Below are 25962 nucleotides of genomic sequence, written 5' to 3' on the forward strand. Positions count from 1 at the left end.
CATTTCATAGGATAGCGCACAGCCGAAAGGGATTAATCTCAACGTTTCGATGCAGGTTTAGGATTGTTCACCGTGATATGTGCTGCATTTTTTATAATATCAGACAAGGTTTCTCGTCAGTTCAGCCATCAAGCAGTAAAATGTAGGGCGAAACTGCCAATCTTGGAGATAACCGAATGTCCCTGCCTTCTTTTGATGGAAACCCGTTTTATCAGCAATTAGAACAACAACTCAAAACTACTCGTGCTGAAGGGCTGTATAAAAACGAACGGATTATTACCTCCGCCCAACAAGCGGATATTGCAGTGGCTGATGGTCGCCATGTAATTAATTTCTGCGCCAATAACTACTTGGGTCTGGCAAACCATCCGCGACTGATTGCAGCGGCCAAAAAAGGCATGGATACCCATGGCTTTGGCATGGCTTCAGTGCGTTTTATTTGTGGTACCCAAGATACCCATAAAGAGCTGGAACAGAAGCTGGCCAGCTTCCTCGGCATGGAAGATGCCATTCTTTATTCCTCTTGTTTTGATGCGAATGGCGGTCTGTTTGAAACCCTGCTGGGGCCAGAAGACGCGATTATTTCCGATGCGCTGAATCATGCTTCTATCATCGATGGCGTGCGGTTATGTAAAGCCAAGCGTTATCGTTATGCGAACAATGACATGAACGAGCTGAGAGAGCAGCTAGAACAAGCCAAAGCCGACGGCGCGCGCCATATTATGGTAGCCACGGACGGTGTGTTCTCAATGGATGGGGTCATTGCCAACCTAAAAGGTGTTTGTGATTTGGCCGATGAGTATCAGGCATTGGTGATGGTCGATGACTCCCATGCAGTAGGTTTTGTGGGTGCCAATGGCCGTGGGACTCATGAATACTGCGAAGTTATGGATCGCGTAGATATTATCACCGGTACCTTAGGCAAGGCGCTCGGCGGTGCATCGGGCGGTTATACCGCCGCGCGTAAAGAAGTGGTTGAGTGGCTGCGCCAGCGCTCACGGCCCTATTTATTCTCAAACTCATTAGCTCCAGCAATTGTTGCCGCTTCAATTGAAGTGTTATCGCTATTGGAAGACGGTGCCGAGCTGCGCGATCGTTTATGGGCGAATGCGCGTTTATTCCGCGAAAAAATGAGTGCGGCGGGTTTCACCTTAGCCGGTGCAGATCACGCCATTATCCCTGTCATGCTGGGCGACGCGACATTAGCGCAAGAGTTTGCCAATGCATTACTAAAAGAAGGTATTTACGTCACTGGTTTCTTCTATCCAGTGGTGCCGAAAGGTCAGGCGCGAATTCGCACCCAGATGTCGGCAGATCACACGCCAGAACAGGTCGAGCGGGCTGTTGAAGCCTTCGTGCGTATTGGTAAACAGCTTAACGTTATTAAGTAAGGGATTTCATGAAAGCACTGTCCAAACTGAAAGCAGAAGAAGGTATTTGGATGACCGATGTGCCGCAGCCAGAGCTGGGCCACAACGACATCATGATCAAAATTCGCAAAACGGCTATTTGCGGCACTGATGTGCATATCTATAACTGGGATGAATGGTCACAAAAAACTATTCCTGTCCCAATGGTGGTCGGTCACGAATATGTGGGCGAAGTTGTCGCCATTGGTCAGGAAGTTAAAGGCTTTAATATTGGTGACCGGGTGTCAGGCGAAGGCCATATTACTTGCGGGCATTGCCGTAATTGCCGCGGTGGCCGTACCCATCTTTGCCGCAACACCGTCGGTGTGGGTGTGAACCGTCCAGGGTCTTTTGCCGAGTATCTGGTTATTCCTGCATTTAATGCTTTCAAAATTCCCGACAATATCTCTGACGAGCTAGCCGCTATTTTTGACCCCTTCGGCAATGCGGTACACACCGCATTATCCTTTGATTTAGTTGGGGAAGATGTATTGGTATCCGGTGCTGGCCCGATTGGCATCATGGCGGCAGCAGTGTGTAAGCATGTTGGTGCTCGCCATGTGGTTATCACTGACGTGAATGAATATCGGCTGGATCTGGCTCGCAAAATGGGTGTGACCCGGGCGGTTAATGTCAGTAAAGAAAACCTGAATGATGTTATGGCGGAACTGGGCATGACAGAAGGTTTTGATGTGGGGCTAGAAATGTCTGGTGCGCCGCCAGCTTTCCGCACATTACTTAACTCAATGAATCACGGTGGTCGTATTGCAATGCTGGGAATACCGCCATCTGATATGTCTATCGACTGGAATCAGGTGATTTTCAAAGGGCTGTTTATCAAAGGGATTTATGGCCGTGAGATGTTTGAAACCTGGTACAAAATGGCGGCGCTGATTCAATCTGGCTTGGATCTAACCCCCATTATCACCCACCGATTCTCTATCGATGACTTCCAAAAAGGCTTTGATGAGATGCGCTCGGGTCGCTCTGGTAAAGTGGTGTTAAGCTGGGATTAATCTCCCTTTCGTACTTGAAGCTACAGGGATTAGCGGTGAATCCGAACCACTAACCGGTAGTTGCAGGATTAAAAACGGGGCGGCCAGATGATGGCGGCCCCGCTTTATTGCGTCAGTTATGGTCTTGCCGTTTTTAGCTTATTGGTGTCTTGGCTACTCGGTTGCAGTTTCTCAGCAGGAGCTACTGGTGCTGTTGGCGGGAAGTATTGCTGCCAATGTTGCTGCACAAATATCACTGCCGGATTTTGCATCAGGCTCTCACCTAAGACAGTAAACATCTTATCGGCGTAGATTTTCTCAGCCACATAACTGGCTTTAGGTTTGCATTGCTTGATAACTTTCAAGCGCTGACCTTTGGCTGGATCACGCGGTTTTGATGTGGCTGGTGGGGTGATGCCGCTGCCACTATTGTTGTGTACCGGTTCGTTTAGCAGCGCGCTAGGTTTAACCAATACGATATCAGACGGCAACTGGGGCAACATCTGTTGCAGCACTTTTATTGTGGACGGATGCGGATGCCCGATTGCAATCGCCGAGCCATTACGGCGCGCCAGTTCTACCGCGCGGGTAAATTGCTGGCGGATGGCGGCTTCGTTTTGCGAGTCATCCAAAAACACTTTTCGCTTAATCACTTTAACACCAGTACCTTGTGCCGCGTTGCTGGCCTGGCTATTCCCGATGGTGACGCTATCGAGAAAATAGAGCTGATAATGCTCCAGCACCTGCATCACTTTCTGCATCCCCGGCAAACTGGAGGTCATTGCGCTGCCCATATGATTATTCATCCCAGTAGCATAAGGGACGTTATTCACCGCCTGGCGAATAATGCGCTGAATCTCTTCGCTGCTCATTGATGGCTGCAAGGTATCGCGCTCCAATGGCTGCTTGCTCAGCGGAGCCATTGGTAAGTGAATGAGAATTTCGCGCCCTTGATTATGGGCTTTGACCGCCATTTCTCTGGCGTAGGGGGCATTAGGTAAAATTGCCACTGAAATAGGCAATGGCATCTGTAATATCTTGTTTTCGTTCTGGGGACGATAACCAAAGTCATCAATAACAATCGAAAGTTTGCCCGCCTGTGCGGCATTGGCGATGAGTAGGCTGCTTACTATGATAAACCGACGGGTATTGAAATAGCGCAAATCGTATTCCCTAACGTTGTTTCTATCTTCCTAACCAAGGTTGCGGATTAACAGCTTGCCCCTGACGGCGGATTTCGAAATAAAGTGATGGCTCGCCCTGACCGCCACTGGTGCCAACAAGAGCAATCGGCTGACCTGCTTTCACCTGCGCACCCACATTGACCAGCGCGCTTTGGTTGTAGCCATATAAACTCATATCCCCTTTGCCGTGCTCGACGACCACCACTAAGCCGTAGCCCTGTAGCCAGTCGGCCAACAGCACCCGCCCATCCGCAATAGCTTTAACTTCACTGCCTTCTGGCGCGGAAATAACCATACCTTTCCAGCGCAATTCACCTTGTAAAGCTTCGCCAAATCTATGGGTGACATTGCCACGGACAGGCCAGACAGCTTGCCCCCCCGGGCGACCCAGACCACCGGTTCTGGCCATCAGTGAGCGCTCACCCTCACTTGGTTTATAACTGGAACCGGTTTTCTTCGCTTGTTGTTCTTTGGCTTTGACTTGTTCGCGTACCCGGGCAGCTTCTTTGGCCTCCCGTTCCGCACGGGCTTTGGCTTCCCGCTCGGCTTTGGCGATTTGATCACGCAGACGCGATTCATTTAATTTTAACTCAGCCAGACCTTGCTGGTCTTTCTCCAGCGAGGCCTCCAACGACGTCAGGGTTTGCTTGCGTGCTGTACGTGCTTGCTCCAGCTTTTGCTGTTGCGTTTTCTGCTCATCTAACAACGTTTTTTGCTGATTTTTCTTTTGTTCCAGCGTTTTTTTCTCAGCAGACAGGTGGGTACGCGTCTGTTCTAAATCTTTAATAGATTGTTGGCGAGCTTCATTGAGATAACTGAAATAGGCCAAAATACGCTCACTGCGCTGGCTCTCTTCACCACTTAAAATCAGCGCTAACCCACTGTGCTGGCCTTGTTTAAAGGCGGCATCAAGTTGTTGTGACAGCATATCTTGCTGCTGAGATTGTTTGCTTTGTAGCTTTGTAATAGAGGCGGTGAGGCTGGAAATATCTTTGTCTAACTCAGTCAGAGTCCCTTGGGTTTCGCGCAGGCTGCGGCTGGCCTGAGCAATGGTATTCTCTTGTTGTTTGAGCTGATCGAGTAAAGAACTGCGTTGTTGTTTTTGTTGCTGAACACTTTTTTCTTTTTCGGCGATATCCTGCTGAAGTGTTTTCAGCTGGGTTTTATTCTCTGCCGTTTTCACGGCCGCCGGGGCATCAGCTGCATTGCTAACTAATGGGCACAGCAGGACGCCAGCGCAAAAAACGCTGGCGTACAGTGCTGACCACGGGCGACGCACCATTTGACCCGACAACTCAGAAAGAGCGTCTTTGTTGTCGGCGATGGTATGTTCCGTAACCATTGATATTGCAAATGATGCCTTTTCCTTCATAACGAAGGATTATTCCACGATGAACAGCGGCTTACCAGTCATCTCTTGCGGGATTTCCATTTCCATCAGTGACAGCATGGTTGGCGCGATGTCTGAAAGCTTGCCGCCTTCAACGGCTTTAACGTCTTTATTGCCGATGTAAATCAGCGGGACTGGCAGGCTGGTATGGGCTGTATGTGCTTGACCGGTAGCCGGGTCGCGCATCTGCTCAGCATTGCCGTGGTCGGCGGTGATGAGCAATTGGCCATCAACGGCTTTCACCGCGGCAACCACTTGTTCAATGCAATTATCCAGTGTTTCTACTGCTTTCACGGCAGCATCATAATCACCGGTATGGCCGACCATATCGCCATTCGGATAGTTACAAATGATCACATCATATTTACCGCTAGCTATCGCCCCGACCAATTTTTCAGTCAGTTCTGCGGAGCTCATTTCTGGTTGCAGGTCATAGGTCGCAACTTTTGGTGAGTTAATCAGAATGCGATCTTCACCTTTAAATGGCTCTTCAACGCCGCCGTTATAGAAGAAAGTGACGTGGGCATATTTTTCAGTTTCCGAAATGCGCAACTGAGTTTTGTCATGCTTCATTAACCACTCACCGAAGGTATTTTCCAGTGATGCGGGTGGGTAAGCACAAGCCACTTTGATATCCGCAGCATATTCAGTCAACATCACGAAATCGCCGAAGTTAACCACTTTATCGCGTTTGAATCCGTCAAAATCGGTACTAACAAAGGTGCGGGTGATTTGACGGGCGCGGTCAGCACGGAAGTTCATGAAGATTAATGCATCGCCGTCGTTCATCGCTGCATCGGGTTCGCCAGCCGCTTTAATGACAGTCGGTCTAACGAATTCATCATTTTCATTACGGGCATAAGCCGCTTGCAGACCAGCAACTGCGTTATCGACAGTGAACTCGCCTTTTGCCTGAGTCAGCAAATCGTAGGCCAGCTGTACACGATCCCAGCGGTTATCACGATCCATCGCGTAGTAGCGGCCAATAATAGAGGCAATGCGGCCTTTACCCAGCTCGGCAAATTTATCAGTGAATCGTTTCAGTGATGATTCAGCACTGCGCGGCGGGGTGTCACGTCCATCAAGGAATGCATGCAGATAAATAGCAGTCGCACCGCGTTTGGCGGCCAACTCAACCATCGCCATAATGTGGTCTTCGTGGCTGTGAACACCACCGGCAGACAACAGGCCCATAATATGAACCGCTTTGCCTGCTTTTACGGCGTTATCAATGGCGGCAGTCAGTGTTGGGTTCGTGAAAAAGTCGCCGTCTTTGATTTCTTTGTCGAGGCGGGTCAAATCCTGATAAACAATACGGCCAGCACCCAAATTGACGTGACCGACTTCAGAATTACCCATCTGGCCATCAGGCAGGCCGACCGCCAGACCTGAAGCGGCAATTAAGGTGTGAGGCTGTTGCTGCCATAAACGGTCCATAACGGGCGTTTTGGCATTCAGAATGGCGTTATCCTGCTGTTCTTCGCGGTGACCGTAGCCATCCAGAATAGTCAGAACCAGTGGTTTTTTCGTGCTCGACATTGCATAACCTCTTTCTTATATAAATCGAAGTGTCAAATAGCCACGAACATCAAATTGGATATGCGCGGCTATCGACACTCAAATATGTACTGCCCCGGTACAAAGGCGGTAATTTACTACAAAACCGGTTAAAAATAGCCCAAAGAGATCAACATTGGTGCGGGGTTTTGCGTAAAAATCATCAAAGCGGTGATAAAACTTCCCGAGATTGCTCGCAGTTTCTGCAATAGCGCTTGCATATTGGCTGTATTTGCCGCAACGCGCAGGTATACTCTGTGACCTTGAATATTATCCCCTAACTAACGGGAGTTTTTACCCCCATGTTGCAAGAAATTATGCAATTCATTAGCCTGCATCCAGTGTTGAGTCTGGCTTGGGTGGCGTTGTTCGTCGCCGTAATTTTCACCAGCTTTAAAGCGACACTGTCAAAAGTGAAAGAGATTACCCGTGGCGAAGCGACACGTTTGATTAATAAAGAAGATGCGGTTGTGGTTGATATCCGCACTCGTGATGATTACCGCAAGGGCCATATTGCCAGTTCTATCAATTTGCTGCCGGCCGACATTAAAAACGGCAGTTTGACTGAGTTGGAAAAGCATAAAGCGCAGCCTATTATTGTAGTTTGTGCCACAGGGACAACCTCTCGCGCCTCTGCCGAGTTGCTAAACAAAGCCGGTTTTGAGCGAGTGTATACCTTGAAAGACGGTATTGCGGGTTGGAGTGGTGAAAATCTGCCACTGGCACGCGGCAAGTAAGTTTTATAAAAACTAGTCATATCAATAGATTACTAATTTAACTGAGGTGCAATATGGCGAAGATTGAAATTTATACCAAAGCAACCTGCCCATTCTGTCATCGTGCTAAAGCACTGTTGAACAGCAAAGGCGCTGCTTTCCATGAGATCGCCATTGATAATGACCCGAACAAACGTGAAGAGATGATTGCTCGTAGCGGGCGGACGACAGTGCCTCAGGTATTTATTGATGGGCAGCATATCGGTGGCTGTGATGATTTACACGCCCTGGATGCGCGCGGTGGGCTTGACCCACTGCTTTAACTCGTTAGTGGGCCCATTATATTAATGGAAAGAACCCACGGCGGCTGTGCTGTTTAATAAAGGACGTCTAACTTTAGGGTATCTAGACACATGTCAGAACAAAATAACACCGAGATGGCTTTCCAGATCCAACGTATCTATACCAAAGATATCTCCTTCGAAGCACCAAAAGCTCCGCAGGTTTTCCAGCAGGATTGGCAACCAGAAGTTAAACTTGATCTTGATACTGCTTCAAGCCAACTGGCTGATGATGTGTATGAAGTGGTACTGCGTGTGACGGTAACGGCCTCTTTGGGCGAAGAAATTGCATTCCTGTGTGAAGTACAGCAAGGCGGCATCTTCTCCATCGCGGGTATTGACGGCACCCAATTGGCGCATTGTTTAGGTGCATATTGCCCGAACATTCTGTTCCCGTATGCCCGTGAATGCATCACCAGCTTGGTTTCTCGCGGTACTTTCCCGCAGTTGAATCTGGCACCGGTTAACTTTGATGCTCTGTTCATGAACTACTTGCAACAGCAGGCTGAAGGCGAAGGTGCTGAACAACGTCAGGATGCCTGATGAACACCACCCATGCTTCAATGACTGTAATCGGTGCCGGATCTTACGGCACCGCATTAGCCATTACGCTGGCGCGTAATGGCCATCAAGTTGTGTTATGGGGTCATGACCCCAAACATATCCAGATTTTACAACAAGATCGCTGTAACCAAGCTTTCCTGCCCGATGTACCTTTCCCGGATACTCTGCTACTGGAAACTGACCTGGCACGTGCGCTGGCAGCCAGCCGTGATGTGCTGGTGGTCGTGCCCAGCCATGTCTTTGGGGCGGTTTTAAATCAGTTAAAACCTCATTTACGCCCCGATGCCCGCATTGTCTGGGCGACTAAAGGGCTTGAGGCAGAAACCGGCCGATTGCTGGCGGATGTGGCGCGAGAAGTGCTCGGAGAAAGTATCCCACTGGCGGTGGTTTCCGGCCCAACCTTTGCCAAAGAGCTGGCCGCCGGTCTACCCACTGCGATTGCCCTGGCATCAACTGATGCGCAATTTAGTGAAGACCTGCAACAGTTATTGCACTGTGATAAAAGTTTTAGGGTTTACAGCAATCCTGATTTTATCGGGGTACAACTGGGCGGCGCGGTTAAAAACGTGATTGCGATTGGTGCTGGCATGTCCGATGGCATTGGCTTTGGCGCAAATGCCCGTACGGCCTTGATAACCCGTGGTTTGGCAGAAATGACCCGCTTGGGTGCTGCATTAGGCGCTGAACCCTCCACCTTTATGGGCATGGCGGGGTTAGGCGATTTGGTGCTAACCTGCACCGATAACCAGTCCCGTAACCGCCGGTTTGGTATCATGTTAGGTCAGGGATTAGGCGTACAAGAAGCACAGGACAAAATTGGTCAAGTGGTTGAAGGTTACCGCAATACCAAGGAAGTTTTGGCTTTAGCACAGCGCTATGGTGTCGAGATGCCAATAACCGAACAAATTTATCAGGTGCTGTATTGTCATAAAAATGCCCGCGAAGCGGCACTGACTTTGCTGGGTCGCAGCAAAAAAGATGAAAAAAGCGGCATTTGATCGGTTAGGTTGGTTGGCTGCAATAAAATAATAATGATATATCCAACGTCATAGGAGTTGCGATTCTATTGACGAGGGTATGAGTTGCTTCGGCCGTTCCCCGAGGTGGCTTGTTTATGGGCAGGAGTAGGTAATGTCGTCAGAAGAGTTAGAGCTGGTCTGGAGTAGCATTAAATCTGAAGCCAGAGCACTGGCAGAGTGTGAACCAATGTTAGCGAGTTTTTTTCACGCGACATTATTGAAGCATGAAAATTTAGGCAGTGCGCTGAGCTATATTCTGGCAAATAAGTTAGCTAATCCCATCATGCCAGCTATTGCAATCCGTGAGGTGGTAGAAGATGCCTATCGTATGGATGCACAGATGATAGTCTCCGCAGCGCGCGATATTTTGGCTGTGCGACTACGCGACCCTGCTGTTGATAAATATTCTACGCCATTGCTGTACCTGAAAGGTTTTCATGCTTTGCAGGCTTACCGCATTGGCCATTGGTTGTGGGCGCAAGATAGAAAAGCACTCGCAATTTACCTGCAAAATCAAGTATCTGTCGCTTTTGGTGTGGATATCCACCCCGCAGCGACCATTGGTTGCGGCATCATGCTAGACCACGCCACCGGTATTGTTATTGGTGAAACCGCAGTGGTCGAAAATGACGTATCCATCCTGCAATCCGTGACACTGGGCGGCACAGGCAAAACCAGTGGCGATCGCCACCCGAAAATCCGTGAAGGTGTCATGATTGGTGCCGGGGCGAAAATTCTGGGGAACATTGAAGTCGGGCGTGGCGCTAAAATTGGTGCTGGCTCCGTAGTATTACAGGCCGTCCCACCCCACACAACTGCCGCCGGAGTTCCCGCTCGCATTGTCGGCAAACCCGAAAGTGACAAGCCGTCATTGGATATGGATCAGCATTTTAATGGGGTTAGCCATGGGTTTGAGTACGGCGACGGTATCTAATTATACCCGTCGTCCTTGACGCCGCAGCGGTGTTAGCTGCCTTGCTGCAGCGCCAATGCCTTTGGGTATTGTAGGTATAAACCGCTTATATGGGGCAGCAAATCTGTTGCCACCGCCATTTATTCGCTATTCTTTCAGTAATGCACCTGGATAACCTAATTGCCGCCAGGCCTCATACACCACCACTGACACTGCATTTGACAGGTTCATACTGCGGCTATCGGCTTGCATTGGAATTCTAATTTTCTGTTGAGCAGGTAATGCATCCAGAACATTTGGCGGTAAGCCGCGGGTTTCAGGGCCAAACAACAAATAATCATTTATCTGATAGCTAACAGCACTGTGGGCGGGTGTCCCTTTAGTTGTCAGGGCAAATAAACGGGCAGATTCTGTACCCGTGGATTCGTTACTCACTGATTGCGCGCCATCGAGATTTTCACTATCCAGAAAAGCTTGATAATCATGGTGATGCTTAATGTTAGCAAACTCATGGTAATCAAGACCCGCGCGGCGTAAGCGTTTGTCATCCCAGGTGAAACCCAAAGGTTTAATCAGATGGAGCTGGCAGCCGGTATTCGCACACAACCGGATGATATTACCGGTGTTCGGCGGGATTTCGGGTTCAAATAAAACGATATTAAGCATATGTCCCCCAATAATAAGGGGCGCAGGATATCAGAAAGCCTCTCCCGGTGCAGCGGTTGACAACCCGTGAGGTCAAACAAAGATTCAATAGCAAGGAGCGGAGAGTAACCCTCGCGGCGATTTTATAGACTGCTTACCATCGTCAGTATTAATGGGGCATTCATCATGAAACCAGATAAAAATTTGTTAGACATGGCGCAAGACCCGCGTTGGGTGGCGATGAGAAATCGCGATAAAACGGCAGACGGCCAATTTGTTTATGCGGTGAAAACCACTGGCGTGTATTGCCGGCCATCTTGCGCCTCCCGCCAGGCCAGAGCAGAAAATATTGAAATTTTTGCTGATAACCACGCGGCTGAATTGGCTGGTTTTCGGCCTTGTCAGCGCTGTCGGCCGACTGAGTTGCCCCAAGGGCGACTGAATGCAGAAAAAATCAGTCAGGCGTGCCGTTTAATTGAACAAGCCGAAACACCTTTTAAGCTCAGTGAGTTAGCGGAAAAATTCAATCTCAGTGCTTTTCATTTCCACCGGTTATTTAAAGCGCTCACTGGGTTAACTCCGAAGGCTTATGCCACTGCCATCCGCAGTGCGCGGGTTCGCGCCCAACTGGCTGGGCCTTGCTCGGTGACCGACGCCATTTTTGAGGCCGGTTTTAACGCCAATGGCCGTTTTTATGAGCAATCTAACCAGTTATTGGGGATGACACCGACCCGCTATCGCCAAGGTGGGCGTGATGTCATATTACATTTTGCCGTGGGGGAAAGCTCTCTCGGGGCCATTTTGATGGCAAAAAGTGCACTGGGAATTTGTGCCATTTTATTGGGCGACTCACCCGCGCTGTTAGTGCAGCAATTGCAGGATATGTTTCCTCGGGCGCAGTTGATTGGGGGGGATTGTGAAGTAGAACAATGGTTCGCCCAGGTCGTCGGGTTCGTTGAGGCCCCAAAACTCGGGCTTGATTTGCCGCTGGATATTCGTGGCACTGCTTTTCAGCAGCGGGTTTGGCAGGCGTTACAGGAAATCCCTGTCGGGGAAACGGCCAGTTATGCCGATATCGCTGTTAAGCTGGGCTCACCCAACGCGGTGCGTGCTGTGGCTGGTGCTTGTGCTGCGAATATATTGGCGGTAGCCATTCCTTGTCACCGAGTCATTCGTCAGGATGGGGCATTATCCGGTTATCGTTGGGGTGTTGAGCGCAAAAAACGGTTATTGGAACAAGAAGCAGGGCGATTGGAAAACAGAGTCAGAGAGACGCCAAAAGATAACAGCCAGGATCTGCCCGATCAAGAGTGATCGGGCAGAAGGCGGTAAGCAGATAACCCTGTAATGGCGAAGGGCAATTACCCTTTAAGGGGGTGCAGGGGTAACCAAATCACCAAACGCAACCCACCTAATGGGCTATCTTCAGCCTTAACCCATCCACGATGCTGATTAACGGCAGTTTCGACAATCGCCAGCCCCAAGCCTGTCCCGCCAGACTCGCGGTCACGCGCTTCATCTGTACGGTAGAATGGCCGGAATATCTGTTCACGGTCATCCGGACTGACACCCGGCCCATCATCATCAACAATGATAGTAACACCCTGATTATCAGCGCTGAATGCCACGGCAATGTGATGGTGAGAATACCGCAGTGCATTACGCACGATATTCTCCAGCGCACTGTCCAGGGCTGCTGGATTGCCAAATAACGTCCACGGCCCCGGCGGTGCGGTGACTTCCAGCACTTTGCCCATTTGCTCTGCTTCAAACTGGGCGTTTTCCAGTACATCAGACCATAAATCATTTGCTTTAATCGGCTCGCGATGTAACTCATTTTTATGCTGACTACGAGATAACACCAGCAAGTCATTGATCATGCTGTCTAACCGCTGCGCTTCCATCTCAATACGTTCCAGTTCTTTCCCTTCTCCGTGGCGGCGGCGCATCAGCGCGGTAGCCAATTGCAGGCGGGTAAGTGGTGTCCGTAACTCATGAGAGATATCGGAAATCAGCCGCTGTTGGGCGACGACCATCCTGTCTAGCGCACTGATCATCTGGTTGAAACTGGCCCCGGTGGCTAAAAATTCTTGTGGCCCAGATTCCAGCTCAGGGTGCTGTTTCAGATTGCCTCGCGCCACGTCATCAGCTGCGTTTTTCAGCTTGCGCGCCGGTTTCGCTAAGCTCCAGGCCAGCCATAACAGCAGGGGAGCACTGATAAGCATGGTGGCAATCAACAGTAACAGCGGCCGGTCAAAGACCAGATTAATAACATCGGATTGCGGGCTATTGGCCGGGCGTAGCAAATAGAGCTGATAGTTGTCTTCCCCATCACGGATGGAGAAGGGGCCGAGCATCTCGATACGGCCATATTTTTTCTTTTTCGGCTGATCGGCGTTATCAGATTGCCCGATAAAATTACGGACAATTTGCATTTCTTGCCGTTGGGCACCAATGACTCGCCCCTCGGAGGTGACCAGCACTAAATGCTGACCCGGCGGCGCCCATTTCTCAATAGCGCGATATAGCCGCCGCCACCACATAAGGTCATTGGCCGGATCACTGGTGAGCTCCGCTTCGATATGTTGCTCCAGCATTGTTCCCTGACGCAATTCGCTATCGAGCAACGTGGTCATTTGGCGTGAATCGAGCTTGGGAACCATCAGCACCAGCATTAATACCAGTGCTAACGTAAACCAAAAAATCGCAAAAATTCGCGCCGTTAAGCTGTTAATCATGTTTCAGAGACCATCAGATACCCACGACCACGCAAGGTTTTAAACCAAGGTAGCCCGTCTTTGCGATCCGGCAATTTACGGCGCAGGTTCGAAATGTGCATATCAATCGCGCGGTCAAAAGGTGTTAATCGTTTACCCAGCACTTCCTGGCTGAGGTGTTCCCGCGAGACGACCTGACCGAGATGCTGGGCCAGCAGGTAGAGTAAGGTAAATTCAGTACCAGTTAACTCCAGCGATTGGCCTTCAAAGGTGGCTTCTTGACGACCCGGATTCAATTGCAGGCAATCCACGTCCAGTATTGGTGCGCCTTGATCGACATTTTGTTGCTGCTCACTCCAATTAGAGCGGCGCAAAATAGCGCGGATTCGTGCCACAAGTTCGCGGTCATTAAACGGTTTTGCCAGATAATCATCTGCGCCTAGTTCCAGTCCAAGTACCCGATCCAGCTCGCTGCCACGGGCAGTCAGCATAATCACCGGGGTCTGGTGGTGTTGGCGCAACTCTTTCAGTGTCTCGATACCATTTTTACGCGGCATCATAATATCAAGTAATAACAAGTCGATAGAGCTGTCCAGTAGGTTTAATGCCTGCTCACCATCATGAGCAACAACAACATTGAAGCCTTCCATTTCCAGTAATTCTTTCAACAGTGACGTCAGTTCGCGATCATCATCAACTAATAGGATTTTATGCATGATTGTTTCTCCTCTTGACGCAAAATACGTTATCAATTGCCGGTATTCCATGACTTTACTTAGCTTTACATGCTCTGACTCCAGTTTTACATCCACTGACGCTTGTTTGCAGCCAGGCCGATAGAATGCTTCTCATTGAATCGCATAGCAGTGAACCGCTTAGCAGATAAACCCAGGAGTTAATAATGCGCAAAGTAAATAAAGTAACAACGTTAATCATGGCGTCAATGCTAGTTCTCGGCTCTCAAGCCGCCTTCGCTGGCGATAAAACCGGGGCAACAGATAGCTGGTGCTACGGTGACGGCCCAATGATGAATAAGAAAGATGGTCGCGGCCACCATAACATGTTTGATGGCGTCAATCTGACTGAACAGCAACGCCAGCAAATGCGTGACCTGATGCGCCAGTCTCGCCAGAGCCAACCTCGCCTTGATATTGCTGACCGTGAAGCAATGCACAAGCTGGTCACCGCCGATAAATTTGACGAAGCCGCGGTAAGAGCACAAGCCGAGAAAATGTCCAAAGACAATATTGAACGTCAGGTCGAAATGGCCAAAGTACGTAACCAAATGTATAACTTGCTCACCCCAGAGCAAAAGACTGCCTTGAGTCAAAAGCACCAGCAGCGCATGGAAAAAATGCAGCAGGCGCCAGCAGCACAACCCTCTTCTGCCCAGAAGTAAGTAGTACCCAGTAACACCCTGTTTTCCTTGCTATAGACACCATCCCTGTCTTTTGCCCTCCATGATGGAGGGCTTTTTTTTGTCTCTTAAAAAATTATCCATTAAAAACAGTTTGTTGTAAAACTTACAACGTTCAGTAACGTTTTCAAATTTTGCCCAATGTGGACAGTTTGTGGACACTCTTAAGCCGCTAATCCGCCCTTCAATGGATTGAGTATAACGGCGTTTTGCAGATAATCTGGTGACAGGTTTGCATAAGCCATTGTTTGCTGGATATTGGCGTGTCCAAGTATCTGTTGTAGGGCGATAATATTCCCGCCGTTCATCATAAAATGGCTGGCAAAAGTGTGCCGTAATACATGGGTAGCCTGACCGCGCGGCAGGTCTGGTTTTGCCATTCGCAGCGTTTCACAGAATTTCCCGTAATCCACTTTGAAAAGCTTCCCACTGGCATTTGTCTTCACTTCTTCCTCCAACTCTGCGGATAACCCCGGCGAAACGGGCAAGGATTCCGCAAATACGGTTAGAGCTGGCGCAGCACGGTATCACGCCGGAGCGATGGGAGTTGCGGGCGTTGGTGCGTGGCGTGGCGGTGAATTATGACGGGCAAACATTCTCATATCCGCCGCAGGATGAATGGCCGGGTTTCTGCCAATAATTGCCATCAGCTAATAATGCTTTGCTATTATGCTCATGGCAATTACACACGTTAAATGCATGATAATTAGTTTATTAGAGGGATTATTTTGGAAAGATTAATTGTATTTGTATCACTTGCCTCGGCGCTGGCGTTTTTCATAGGTTTGATAAAGCCTCAATGGGTACGCATGCCCAGCAGGATGGGGTCTAGTGTTATTTATGGCATCATTTTTATTTGCGCATCAATGTTAGGGGCTGCTTTATATCCGGCAGAACAAAAAAACTCAGTAGTTGAGAGCGAGCCTAAAGTCGAAGCTCCGAAAGCCCCGGCGGTGTTTGAGCATGCGGATTTAAAACTTGTTGAGTACCGTCGGAAACCGCAAGCAGACCGTCACGAAATCGTCAGCGATTACGTTAAGTTTAAGGGGATACCGGCGAGCGATGGCGATGGATTCTACGCCTGCTTAAGTGAGTACAGCATCACTAAGTCAGAGGAGTTACCGCTCGGCGAAGTTCTTGGATGGTGTGATGCCGGTTATCAAAAAGACCCTAAATCGATGGCTGAATATACCAACCTTGACGCGTTTCAGAAGAATTTTAGTGGTTGGGATGGCTCGTATCGCCCGCTTGAGAAGTTGATTAAGAAAAGTATGAACGATGACTCATCGTATAAGCATGTCGAAACGATGTCGCGTCTTGTCCTTGGAAAAGACCCTCACGCAGTGGTTAAAACCAGATTTAAAGGGAAAAATGCCTATGGTGGTGTTGTTACCCAAACGGTGAGCGCGCGTGTGGATATTAAGACCGGTGATATTGTTAATATCATCGAAGAGTGAGTAATGCGGTAGAGGTAAAAAACGAGTAAATCTGTCTGCATTCTCGTGCATCATTCTGTATTTAATTTTCGAGTGTTGAAAGTGAGAGCCGCGCCAGTACTGACGCGGCTCTCACCGTTTCAGGCAACTGCATTAAAAACGACCCATGAAGCGGGCAGGCGTGGCGGGGATAGCATTGCGCGCAAGCCTGTATTTAATTATCAGAATTGACGGCGTCAGCGCGTTGCGGACAAAGACCCTTGCGGCCTTCTCTACGTCACCCACTGACCCGACGTTCTCCGGCTTACCGCTCATCAGTTGATATGCACCGGTGACGGCCGGGGGTAGCAAGTCTTTTGTCGATAACAGCGTCAACAACTTCCACGTCGGCAGTAACCATCCCGGCGGTGTCAGCGGGGCAGAAACCAAGCGGATGTTGCTGGAGGTGGTGGAAGAACGGGAGCGTAAACGCCGCGCGGCGCAGCGTTCAAATATGGCGACGGATTAAGGGATGTGCTGATGATGTTAATTCTCGGGCTGTTTGTGTTTCAGTTGCAGACGGTGCCCTATCAAACGCTGGCGCGCTCGGTGGATTATCGCTGGCCGTCGAACAGCCGGGTTGTCGGCGACCTAACTGCAACTCCAATTATTTAGGGTATATACTAACGGTCCTTAAATATCATTTGGGATGAGTTATGGATCCGCAATATGCGCGACTGGTTAAAGCTGCTGCGCTCTGTGCCACAGGGCTGGCATCAACCTTACTGATTATTAAAATTTTTGCCTGGTGGCATACCGGATCGGTGAGTTTGTTAGCGGCGCTAGTTGACTCGCTGGTGGATTTGGCAGCCTCACTGACCAACCTTTTTGTTATTCGCTATTCCCTACAACCTGCCGATGAAGAACATACTTTTGGCCATGGTAAAGCTGAATCACTGGCTGCATTGGCACAAAGCATGTTTATTTCTGGCTCGGCGTTATTCTTGTTCTTGACGGGTTTCCAGCATTTAGCTTCACCGGAGCCGCTGCAAGATCCTAGTATAGGTATCTGGGTAACGTTAGTCGCATTATTCAGTACACTGATATTAGTCACATTTCAGCGCTGGGTAGTAAAAAAAACTCACAGCCAGGCCATTCGTGCCGATATGTTGCACTATCAATCTGACGTCATGATGAATGGTGCTATTCTTATTGCATTGGCATTAAGTTGGTATGGCTTCCACCGCGCAGATGCATTATTTGCATTGGGCATAGGTGTTTATATTCTTTATAGCGCATTGCGTATGGGATATGAGGCGGTACAAGCCTTGTTGGATCGCGCCTTGCCTGATGTAGAGCGGCAGGAGATTATTGAAATTGTGATGTCATGGCCGGGTGTGATTGGTGCCCATGACTTACGCACCCGTCAATCAGGGCCGACACGGTTTATTCAACTTCATCTTGAAATGGAAGATATGCTGCCATTGATGGAAGCGCATGTTTTAGCGGAACAAGTTGAGCGGGCATTATTGCATCGTTTCCCAGGTGCAGATGTTCTTATCCATCAAGATCCCAGTTCGGTGGTGCCAAAAGATCGCCATGCGCATTGGGAGTTATAATTTCTTCATCAATCATTGCTACATTAGATAAGTAAAATCTGGTGACATAATGGATTGGTTATGAGGAAAATACCGCCAAATGGCATGACTTGAATCAATTCAGCTTGGTGTTTTTGCTATAATATTCGATATTAAGCTTATAAAGCTGATTTTCTGTACTGTTCACCTGTGCAAGTCATAATCGGCAAATAAAGAATTCTAAAAAATCGCATCTACAAGTTCAGAGGTAGTCATGGTCAAGAAAATCGGTGTACTCACAAGCGGCGGTGACGCGCCAGGTATGAACGCAGCCATTCGTGGGGTTGTTCGTGCAGCTTTGTCAGCAGGATTAGAAGTTTACGGTATTGAAGATGGCTATCTCGGCTTGTACGAAAATCGTATGAGAAAACTCGACCGCTATAGCGTGTCAGATATGATTAACCGTGGCGGTACCTTCCTGGGTTCTGCACGTTTTCCTGAGTTTCGTGACCCGGAAAAACGTCAAGTTGCCATAAAAAACATGAAAGACCGTGGTATCGATGGTTTAGTGGTTATTGGTGGTGACGGTTCTTACGCGGGTGCAGACTTGCTGACCAAAGAAGGCGGCATTCATTGTGTCGGCTTACCGGGTACCATTGATAACGACGTGGCCGGTACTGACTACACCATCGGTTTCTTCACCGCGTTGGGTACTGTCGTTGAAGCTATTGACCGCTTACGTGATACCTCTTCTTCACATCAGCGCATTTCTATTGTGGAAGTGATGGGGCGCTATTGCGGTGATTTGACTCTGGCTGCGGCTATCGCTGGGGGCTGTGAGTTTATTGCTATCCCTGAAGTTGAATTTAAACGTGATGATTTGGTTGAAGAAATCAAAGCCGGTATTGCCAAAGGCAAGAAGCACGCTATCGTTGCCATCACGGAAAAGCTGGACAATATCGATGAGCTGGCTAAATACATTGAAAAAGAAACTGGCCGTGAAACCCGTGGCACAGTATTGGGCCATATCCAACGCGGCGGTGCTCCGGTAGCTTATGACCGGATTCTGGCTTCCCGTATGGGCGCTTATGCGGTTGATTTGCTGTTACAAAATCATGACTATGCGCACGGCGGTTTCTGCGTAGGCGTACAGAATGAGAAAATGGTGCATGAATTAATCTCTGTTTGTATCGCACCAGAGAACAAGAAAAGTAAATTTAAAGAAGATTGGTACGACACGGCGAAAAAACTGTTCTAAAACAGCAATAGCCTGCAAAAAAAGCCTCCGCTTGCGGGGGCTTTTTGCATTTATCCCCATCCCCTTTCAAGTTGCAGTTGTATTGGTAACTTGCGGCCATCCGAATTATAGATTTATGCAAACTCATCAAGGCGCTCTCTGTGCTTTGACAGCGATTAGGTATCACCAGCTATATTTCGTATTGATATAACCGGAAGTTTTTTATTCTTTAATTGAACGGAAAGTTTCTGGCACGCTCTGTATCAAGCCAACCAATTAGGTTGATTACTGATTAACAATTTATGTTAAGAACAATAATTCTGGGGAGCGGGTCAATGCGTAAATGGGGTGTAGGTCTGTCATTACTGCTGTTGGCATCAGGTGCTATGGCGAAAGATATTCAATTGCTGAATGTGTCATATGATCCGACACGCGAATTTTATCAAGAATATAACCAGGCATTCAGTAAGCATTGGCAACAGCAAACCGGCGACAAAGTGACAGTGCGTCAATCACATGGCGGCTCTGGTAAGCAAGCGACCTCGGTGATTAATGGTATTGAGGCGGACGTAGTGACTCTGGCTTTGGCTTATGATGTCGATGCTATTGCTGAGCGCGGTCGTATTGATAAAAACTGGATTAAGCGCCTGCCGGATAACTCCGCGCCATACACTTCAACGATTGTATTTTTGGTACGAAAAGGGAATCCGAAGCAGATTCATGATTGGTCTGATTTAGTTAAACCGGGCATTTCGGTTATCACACCTAATCCTAAAACCTCTGGCGGTGCGCGCTGGAATTATCTGGCGGCTTGGGGTTACGCGTTAGAGCACAACAATAACGATCAGGCCAAGGCGCAAGAATTTGTCAAAACGTTGTATAAGAATGTCGAAGTGCTGGATTCTGGTGCGCGTGGCGCGACCAATACTTTTGTGGAACGCGGCATTGGTGATGTGTTGATTGCTTGGGAAAACGAAGCCCTGCTGGCGGTGAATGAAGTCGGTAAAGACCAGTTTGATATCGTGACGCCAAGTGTTTCTATTCTGGCGGAGCCCACAGTCTCGGTGGTGGATAAAGTGGTTGATAAGCGCGGCACTCGTGATGTCGCTGATGCTTATCTCAAGTACCTGTATTCGCCCGAAGGCCAGACGATAGCCGCTAAGAATTACTATCGCCCACGCGATGCAGCCGTTGCTGCTAAGTTTGCCAGTGAATTCCCACAACTGAAGCTATTTACCATTGATGAAGTCTTTGGCGGCTGGACGAAAGCACAGCAAGAACATTTTGCGACCGGCGGTATTTTTGATGAGATAAGCAAACGTTAAATAAAATACTCGTGGATGCAATGCCCGTGAGTTAACACTTGCGGGCATTTTGTTTTGTTGGTCATATTTATCCTTGATTAGTTTTCAGTATTATTTCCTTTCTTACAAATAATCCCCGTCCAATTCGCCTGGCTGTCTTAAATCCGCTATTTAATTATTTTGGCTAATAGAGTTTGGTCATTTATGTGGAGAAGATTATGCATATTGGAAATAGTCATAGGAGTTTAAATTCTACTCTTGAAGACAATGATGAAAATTGTTCTTTATTAAATACGCCATCAAATCGAAATCACCTGCCATTAGGGCATAGTATTGATGAGTCAGATTTTGAGGTATTAGCCTCCTTGAAGTGTGAAGGCCAAAAGGTAATCGATAATTACACTCTACCCATCATAGCGAATCTTAATGACGATGATATCAAACTTCCTGATAGTGCTACAAATATGAAAGAATTGATGGTGATACTATCAAAAGAAGTCAATCGTAATGGCAAGCCACCTCTATTCCTACGGCCATTAGGCGCGATACTTGCTTTCTTTGGGGTACATGGTTTTTTCCAAACTAATTGTGTCTCTTGCGCTACCTCGGTGATTGATAGCTTAGCGGATAGCGTCTTATATAGAGCAGTGCCGGAATTACGGGGTGCGAATGTTGCAGGAAATATGACTGAGTTACGTCAGTCAGGAAAATCTGCCACAGAAGTTATCAAATATTTAAGTAAATTAAATGAAAATGATAATTTAATTGGCCTGCTCGCTATTCATCGCCAACCCAGCTGGTGGCGCACATTATTGAGTTCGACAGAAGGGCACGCCTGTAATGTGATTAAGCTGACAGGCAGTAATACCGTTCATTTTCTTGATACTCAAAAGAAAATTTATTTTAGCTATGACCGAGATAAGATTACCGAAAGCAATCATGAGATAAAGAAATTCCTTGGCTCAATTGGCCCGAGAGGAATTGATCTATGGACAGGTAGGGCGAAAAATTAATATTAAAAAGCCGGAGCAATAACCCCGGCTTAATCAGTAACTAAAAAGCGAAAATTACGCGTTTTTAGCGGCTGCTGCGGCTTTCACGATAACGGCGAAAGCATCTGCTTTCAGCGATGCACCGCCAACCAGCGCACCGTCGATATCAGGCTGGGTAAACAATTCTGCGGCGTTTTTATCGTTAACAGAACCGCCGTACTGAATGATAACTTGTGCGGCAACAGCAGCATCAAGCTTTGCAATATGGTCACGGATGAATTTGTGAACCGCTTGAGCTTGTGCTGGAGTAGCTGATTTACCGGTGCCGATAGCCCAGATAGGTTCATAAGCAATAACTGCGCCTTCAAATGCTGCAACACCTAAAGTGTTCAGCACGGCATCCAGTTGTTTAGCGCAAACTGCTTCAGTTTGGCCTGCTTCGTTTTCTGCATCAGATTCACCAATACACAGCACTGGAATCAGACCGGCTTCTTTCAGCACGCCGAATTTCTTCGCGATGAATTCATCACTTTCTTTGTGATAAGTACGGCGCTCAGAGTGACCAATAATGATGTATTGCGCACCCACATCTTTCAGCATTTCAGCAGAGGTTTCACCTGTGAATGCGCCAGACAGATTCACATCAACATTCTGTGCGCCCAGAGCGATACGGCTGCCCGCTAATGCATGCTTAGCTTGGTTCAGGTAGATAGTTGGTGGGGCAATAGCAACACCACAACCTTCAACAGTGCTCAGTTCTTTACGCAGGCCAGCGATAAGCTCGTTAACCATGTGAGTGCTACCGTTCAGTTTCCAGTTACCCATAACTAATGGATGACGCATGTTTCTTCCTCCAACAAGGGGACGTGAGGGTCAATAAAAATGACTGCCCGACAGGCAGTTTACCTGTCCAACAGTATAGAGATGATTGGCGGTAATGGCTTTGCTTTTCGTCATTAATTACGGTGAGATTATGCTTCAGAGAGTGAAAGCTTAATCGGTTCAACAGCGAAAGTTAGCCCCTTTTCGCCATTATCTGCCACAACATAGCGAATTGCGCCGACAGGATGGGCGTAGAAAGACGAACCTTTACCTTGCACCAGCAGTTTCTGCACACTTTCGATACTTTGTTCTGTCGTGAGGGTGGGTTCAAACTGGCGCATTAGTGCCGCCATATAACTAATTGCGACTTTGCGAGCGGCTTTCTCTTCTGTTCCTTTGATAGGCAAATAGGTGATTTGTAAGGTCTTAATCTTCCCCGTGCCCTTCTCCAATGCGGTTGAAGCATAAAGGTTTTCATTAATTTTACTGGCTGCGCGAGTCAGTGGCGGGGCATTATCTTTTACGCTAATGGCATGAAATTCACTGATAGGTAATGCTGGATTGGCGTGATTGTAACGCTCGCGAAATTTTACCAGTGTTAACTCAAAAGTGGGCGCGCCAGAAAGCAGATAAGGCGCCGTTGGCTTGGCCTCTTCTGTTGGTTGCGCACTGCCATCGGTGGGATCGGCATGAGCGCGACTCACTGTTGCTATCAGCAGCAGTATTGCCAGCATTGCGGTGATTTCATTTCTCATGACTTACGCCGTGGTTCGAAGTGTATAGGGGATTAAAGCGGTAATCGGGGGTGATTGTCAAAATTCACTGCAAAGATTATCGGTTACTTGGGGTGTTAGGTTACACTTTGCCGCTGCCATATCAACTCTGGGTTATATCAGGTAAACGGATTGGATCATCGATGACAATACAGCAATGGTGTTTCTCGTTTAAAGGCCGTATCGGGCGACGAGATTTTTGGATCTGGATTGGCCTGTGGCTACTGGCAATGCTGGTTATTTTTACCTTGGCGGGGAAAGATTGGCTGCCTACTCAAACCGCAGCTTTTGCTGTCGTTTTTTTATTGTGGCCAACGGCTGCCGTGGTGGTCAAACGGCTGCATGATCGTAATAAGGCCGGTTGGTGGGCATTATTGGTGGTACTGGCCTGGATGCTAATGGCCGGTAACTGGCAGATGCTGGCCCCTATTTGGCAATGGGGCGTTGGGCGATTTATTCCCACCCTTATCCTGGTCATGATGTTGATCGACTGCGGCGCATTTCTTGGTACTGATGGCGAGAACCGTTTTGGTGCCGAAACAGTGGCAGTCAAGTTTTTGGCTGATAAAGCACAGTAAAACCAAAGGGCGCAATCGCGCCCTGTAATCTCGAATATCGCCAATCCTGCTTATTACCAAACTTACCAATACTGCTCGCTGGTCATATGCCCCGGCTTGCGGCGAAAATGTTTACGCATCTCGCGTTGGTCTTTCAGCAATTGCTGGGTATCTCGCACCATTTGCGGGTTACCACACAACATCACATGGCTATCTTGCGCATCAATTTTCAAGCCGACGGCTGCTTCCAGTGAGCCATTTTCAATCAGTGCTGGAACTCTGCCAGTTAATGAACCGGGGGATTTCTCGCGGCTCACAATGGTCTGGATCCGTAGTTTGCCGTTGTAATTTTGCTCAAGTTGTTGCATGAGTGGCAGGTAACTGAGGTCACGGGCAAAGCGGGCGGCATGTACTAACACGATATTTTTGAACCGCTCCAAATCGCGCCCTTCCTGCAAGATAGACAAATAAGGCCCAATGGCGGTGCCGGTTGCCAGCATCCATAACGTCTCGCAATCCGGCACTTCTTCCAAAACAAAGAATCCGGCGGCTTGCTTAGTTACCATCACTTCATCGCCGACCGCCAGTTGGTCCAGCCGTGGGCTGAGTTTCCCCTCTGGTACCGTCACCAGATAAAACTCCAGGTTATCGTCGCTCGGTGCGTTGACGTAGGAGTAAGCCCGCTGCACCCGCTCACCATTAATATCTAATGCCAGCTTGGCAAATTGCCCGGCGGTAAAGGGGTCGACGGGTGCATTAACCCGGATACTAAACAACGCATCTGTCCAGTGTTCGACGTGAGTAATCTTGCCACTAACCCATTCAGCCATAGTTATGGTCCCTGTTATTCAGTGATGCCAAAAGCGCAGGCGTATTTTAAGGGATCTTGTTGAAAAGTATTATCGATTAAATGTTATGCCCTGCGATAGCAGCAGTGGGCTACCTGACGATAATCTTCATAATTTTAGGTATGTGGCCCAATATCGCTCAATAGACCAACAAAACCGTGCTGCCCACAAATCTGGACACTTTACTTTACGAGGTTGGTGTTTTTATCTGCCAGTATACGATTTTGCAATATGTCGTGCTGGCTCGCTAAAAAATATGAATTTGTTAGCTTATGCGCCAATAGTGAGGTGTGCCCCAAAATGCAGCTTTTTCGCCGCGGGATGGGACACGAAGTCCGGCTAACAATTAGTTAAGATAATGAGAAAAATAGAGAATTTTCACCTGCTAGTCATGTTGATGTTATTGGTTGCTGTCGGGCAAATGGCGCAAACTATTTATGTCCCGATTATTGCGGATATCGCCCGTGATTTATCGGTTCGTACTGGTGCGGTACAGCGCGTGATGGCGGCATATTTGTTGACCTATGGCTGCTCGCAATTGATTTATGGGCCGCTTTCTGACCGAGTCGGACGTCGCCCGGTCATTTTGGCGGGGATGATGATATTTATGTTGGGCGCATTGGGAGCTTGGCTGGCAGAGAGCTTGACGATGCTGGTGGCCGCCAGTGCTTTGCAAGGGATGGGCACGGGCGTTGCCGGTGTGATGGCGCGCACAATGCCGCGAGATTTATATGCAGGTACGGAGCTACGTTATGCCAACAGCATGTTAAACATGGGGATTCTAGTCAGCCCGCTCTTGGCCCCGGTCATCGGTGGGGTGCTGGCCAGTCTGTTTGGTTGGCGTGCTTGTTATGCATTTCTGCTCCTTTTGTGTGGCGGTGTCGCATTTTGTATGTTCCGCTGGTTACCGGAAACCCGTCCGCAACATACTGAAAAACGGCGAATGTTAGCCAGTTTCCGTTTGTTATTATCTGACCGCGCGTTTAGCTGCTATTTAGTGATGCTGATTGGGGCGCTGGCGGGTATTGCGGTGTTTGAGGCCAGTGCTGGTGTGTTGATGGGCGGTGTGCTGGGGTTGAGTGGGGTGACGGTCAGTATCTTATTTATCCTGCCGATCCCTGCTGCGTTCTTTGGTGCGTGGTATGCCGGCCGTGATGGTAAAACCTTCCATCACCTGATGTGGCACTCAGTAATTAGCTGCCTGTTGGCGGGGGGGATGATGTGGATCCCCAGCTGGTTTGGCATCATGAATATCTGGACATTAGTGATACCGGCGGCGCTGTTCTTCTTTGGCGCGGGGATGCTGTTCCCGCTCGCCACTACCGGCGCTATGGAGCCATTTCCCTATCTGGCGGGTGCGGCTGGGGCTTTGGTCGGCGGGTTACAAAATGTGGGTTCAGGTTTAGCAACCTGGCTATCAGCCATGCTGCCACAAACCGGGCAGTTCAGTCTGGGGCTGTTGATGTTTGCTATGGCGTTGCTGATTTTACTGTGTTGGTGGCCATTATCCTTGCACATGCAACCGCAAGAGCACCGCGTTTAATTAACAGATAACACGGGCACCACTGAC

Annotated in this window: 25 protein-coding genes and 2 pseudogenes; 17 read left to right on the plus strand and 10 right to left on the minus strand. The window is 48.6% G+C overall.

From position 1 onward, the window contains the following. Positions 1-176 precede the first annotated feature (176 nt). Together kbl and tdh are read left to right on the plus strand one after the other, a co-directional pair. On the plus strand, positions 177-1391 hold the full coding sequence (kbl, locus tag YROHD0001_RS10295) for a glycine C-acetyltransferase (RefSeq protein WP_004714386.1): 1215 nt from the start codon (positions 177-179) through the stop codon (positions 1389-1391). Positions 1392-1399: 8 nt separating this feature from the next. Further along, entirely contained in the window at positions 1400-2425 is a 1026-nt protein-coding gene (gene tdh / locus YROHD0001_RS10290; protein WP_004714387.1) for an L-threonine 3-dehydrogenase, read from the plus strand. A gap of 116 nt (positions 2426-2541) precedes the next feature. On the opposite strand, the gene YROHD0001_RS10285 is transcribed toward tdh, so the two are convergent. Genes YROHD0001_RS10285 through gpmM form a run of 3 tightly spaced genes read right to left on the minus strand, consistent with a single transcriptional unit; the run spans position 2542 to position 6517 of the window. Then, positions 2542-3567, minus strand: a complete 1026-nt coding sequence (locus YROHD0001_RS10285) for a divergent polysaccharide deacetylase family protein (RefSeq protein ID WP_004714388.1) — start codon at positions 3565-3567, stop codon at positions 2542-2544. Between the two features lie 22 nt (positions 3568-3589). Then, positions 3590-4960, minus strand: a complete 1371-nt coding sequence (gene envC / locus YROHD0001_RS10280; RefSeq protein WP_032816698.1) for a murein hydrolase activator EnvC — start codon at positions 4958-4960, stop codon at positions 3590-3592. Between the two features lie 9 nt (positions 4961-4969). Beyond that, entirely contained in the window at positions 4970-6517 is a 1548-nt protein-coding gene (gpmM, locus tag YROHD0001_RS10275) for a 2,3-bisphosphoglycerate-independent phosphoglycerate mutase (RefSeq protein WP_004714390.1), read from the minus strand. Positions 6518-6837: 320 nt separating this feature from the next. Here gpmM and YROHD0001_RS10270 point away from each other — a divergent pair, with 320 nt between their 5' ends. The 5 genes from YROHD0001_RS10270 to cysE all read left to right on the plus strand — a co-directional run bounded on the left by YROHD0001_RS10270 (position 6838) and on the right by cysE (position 10109). Continuing rightward, positions 6838-7272 carry a rhodanese-like domain-containing protein gene (locus YROHD0001_RS10270; RefSeq protein ID WP_004714391.1) on the plus strand — a complete coding sequence of 145 codons (435 nt, stop codon included), beginning with the start codon at positions 6838-6840 and terminating at the stop codon, positions 7270-7272. A gap of 53 nt (positions 7273-7325) precedes the next feature. Beyond that, on the plus strand, positions 7326-7574 hold the full coding sequence (gene grxC, locus YROHD0001_RS10265; protein ID WP_004714392.1) for a glutaredoxin 3: 249 nt from the start codon (positions 7326-7328) through the stop codon (positions 7572-7574). A gap of 90 nt (positions 7575-7664) precedes the next feature. Further along, positions 7665-8135: a protein-export chaperone SecB gene (secB, locus tag YROHD0001_RS0117760; protein ID WP_032816700.1), complete on the plus strand. Its 471-nt coding sequence runs from the start codon at positions 7665-7667 to the stop codon at positions 8133-8135. Continuing rightward, positions 8135-9154 carry an NAD(P)H-dependent glycerol-3-phosphate dehydrogenase gene (gene gpsA, locus YROHD0001_RS10260; protein WP_004714393.1) on the plus strand — a complete coding sequence of 340 codons (1020 nt, stop codon included), beginning with the start codon at positions 8135-8137 and terminating at the stop codon, positions 9152-9154. The genes secB and gpsA overlap by 1 nt, the downstream gene beginning before the upstream one ends. A gap of 133 nt (positions 9155-9287) precedes the next feature. Beyond that, positions 9288-10109: a serine O-acetyltransferase gene (gene cysE / locus YROHD0001_RS10255; RefSeq protein WP_004714394.1), complete on the plus strand. Its 822-nt coding sequence runs from the start codon at positions 9288-9290 to the stop codon at positions 10107-10109. A 126-nt stretch (positions 10110-10235) separates the two neighbouring features. Here the strand turns inward: cysE and trmL are convergent, their stop codons facing one another. Beyond that, entirely contained in the window at positions 10236-10754 is a 519-nt protein-coding gene (trmL, locus tag YROHD0001_RS10250) for a tRNA (uridine(34)/cytosine(34)/5-carboxymethylaminomethyluridine(34)-2'-O)-methyltransferase TrmL (RefSeq protein WP_004714395.1), read from the minus strand. 165 nt (positions 10755-10919) lie between these two features. Between trmL and ada the strand changes: the two genes are divergently transcribed. Continuing rightward, on the plus strand, positions 10920-12047 hold the full coding sequence (gene ada, locus YROHD0001_RS10245) for a bifunctional DNA-binding transcriptional regulator/O6-methylguanine-DNA methyltransferase Ada (protein ID WP_004714396.1): 1128 nt from the start codon (positions 10920-10922) through the stop codon (positions 12045-12047). Between the two features lie 47 nt (positions 12048-12094). Here ada and cpxA read toward each other — a convergent pair whose 3' ends face one another. Together cpxA and cpxR are read right to left on the minus strand one after the other, a co-directional pair. Next, complete coding sequence (gene cpxA, locus YROHD0001_RS10240) at positions 12095-13471, minus strand: envelope stress sensor histidine kinase CpxA (protein WP_032816701.1); 1377 nt, start codon at positions 13469-13471, stop codon at positions 12095-12097. Continuing rightward, positions 13468-14166: an envelope stress response regulator transcription factor CpxR gene (gene cpxR / locus YROHD0001_RS10235; protein ID WP_032816703.1), complete on the minus strand. Its 699-nt coding sequence runs from the start codon at positions 14164-14166 to the stop codon at positions 13468-13470. The genes cpxA and cpxR overlap by 4 nt, the downstream gene beginning before the upstream one ends. A gap of 185 nt (positions 14167-14351) precedes the next feature. On the opposite strand from cpxR, the gene cpxP reads away from it, so the two are divergent. Beyond that, complete coding sequence (gene cpxP, locus YROHD0001_RS10230; protein ID WP_004714399.1) at positions 14352-14849, plus strand: cell-envelope stress modulator CpxP; 498 nt, start codon at positions 14352-14354, stop codon at positions 14847-14849. Positions 14850-15031: 182 nt separating this feature from the next. Here cpxP and YROHD0001_RS0117765 read toward each other — a convergent pair. Beyond that, positions 15032-15337, minus strand: a pseudogene (locus YROHD0001_RS0117765) (tyrosine-type recombinase/integrase); the annotation flags it as partial. Between the two features lie 258 nt (positions 15338-15595). Between YROHD0001_RS0117765 and YROHD0001_RS10225 the strand changes: the two are divergent. The 6 genes and pseudogenes from YROHD0001_RS10225 to YROHD0001_RS19285 all read left to right on the plus strand — a co-directional run bounded on the left by YROHD0001_RS10225 (position 15596) and on the right by YROHD0001_RS19285 (position 21413). Beyond that, positions 15596-16324: a hypothetical protein gene (locus YROHD0001_RS10225; protein ID WP_004714402.1), complete on the plus strand. Its 729-nt coding sequence runs from the start codon at positions 15596-15598 to the stop codon at positions 16322-16324. Positions 16325-16822: 498 nt separating this feature from the next. After that, positions 16823-16924, plus strand: a pseudogene (locus YROHD0001_RS19645) (phage tail protein); the annotation flags it as partial. A 74-nt stretch (positions 16925-16998) separates the two neighbouring features. Next, positions 16999-17901 carry a CDF family cation-efflux transporter FieF gene (gene fieF, locus YROHD0001_RS10220; RefSeq protein WP_004714406.1) on the plus strand — a complete coding sequence of 301 codons (903 nt, stop codon included), beginning with the start codon at positions 16999-17001 and terminating at the stop codon, positions 17899-17901. Positions 17902-18133: 232 nt separating this feature from the next. After that, positions 18134-19117 carry a 6-phosphofructokinase gene (gene pfkA / locus YROHD0001_RS10215; RefSeq protein ID WP_004714407.1) on the plus strand — a complete coding sequence of 328 codons (984 nt, stop codon included), beginning with the start codon at positions 18134-18136 and terminating at the stop codon, positions 19115-19117. Between the two features lie 314 nt (positions 19118-19431). Then, positions 19432-20421: a sulfate ABC transporter substrate-binding protein gene (locus YROHD0001_RS10210; RefSeq protein ID WP_004714408.1), complete on the plus strand. Its 990-nt coding sequence runs from the start codon at positions 19432-19434 to the stop codon at positions 20419-20421. 197 nt (positions 20422-20618) lie between these two features. Further along, complete coding sequence (locus YROHD0001_RS19285; RefSeq protein WP_050413246.1) at positions 20619-21413, plus strand: hypothetical protein; 795 nt, start codon at positions 20619-20621, stop codon at positions 21411-21413. Positions 21414-21467: 54 nt separating this feature from the next. On the opposite strand, the gene tpiA is transcribed toward YROHD0001_RS19285, so the two are convergent. Beyond that, positions 21468-22235 carry a triose-phosphate isomerase gene (gene tpiA / locus YROHD0001_RS10200; RefSeq protein ID WP_004714410.1) on the minus strand — a complete coding sequence of 256 codons (768 nt, stop codon included), beginning with the start codon at positions 22233-22235 and terminating at the stop codon, positions 21468-21470. Between the two features lie 128 nt (positions 22236-22363). Then, positions 22364-22969 carry a DUF1454 family protein gene (locus YROHD0001_RS10195; protein WP_004714411.1) on the minus strand — a complete coding sequence of 202 codons (606 nt, stop codon included), beginning with the start codon at positions 22967-22969 and terminating at the stop codon, positions 22364-22366. A 161-nt stretch (positions 22970-23130) separates the two neighbouring features. On the opposite strand from YROHD0001_RS10195, the gene YROHD0001_RS0117770 reads away from it, so the two are divergent. Beyond that, on the plus strand, positions 23131-23565 hold the full coding sequence (locus YROHD0001_RS0117770) for a DUF805 domain-containing protein (RefSeq protein WP_032816736.1): 435 nt from the start codon (positions 23131-23133) through the stop codon (positions 23563-23565). A gap of 62 nt (positions 23566-23627) precedes the next feature. On the opposite strand, the gene fpr is transcribed toward YROHD0001_RS0117770, so the two are convergent. Further along, the gene (gene fpr, locus YROHD0001_RS10190; RefSeq protein ID WP_004714413.1) at positions 23628-24374 is read right to left on the minus strand and encodes a ferredoxin--NADP(+) reductase; all 747 of its coding nucleotides are present in this window, start codon (positions 24372-24374) and stop codon (positions 23628-23630) included. A gap of 376 nt (positions 24375-24750) precedes the next feature. Between fpr and emrD the strand changes: the two genes are divergently transcribed. After that, positions 24751-25935, plus strand: coding sequence for a multidrug efflux MFS transporter EmrD (gene emrD / locus YROHD0001_RS10185; RefSeq protein ID WP_032816706.1), 1185 nt, complete (start codon positions 24751-24753; stop codon positions 25933-25935). The last annotated feature ends 27 nt before the right edge of the window (positions 25936-25962 follow it).

It is taken from the genome of Yersinia rohdei ATCC 43380, from assembly GCF_000173775.1.
Taxonomy (GTDB): domain Bacteria; phylum Pseudomonadota; class Gammaproteobacteria; order Enterobacterales; family Enterobacteriaceae; genus Yersinia; species Yersinia rohdei.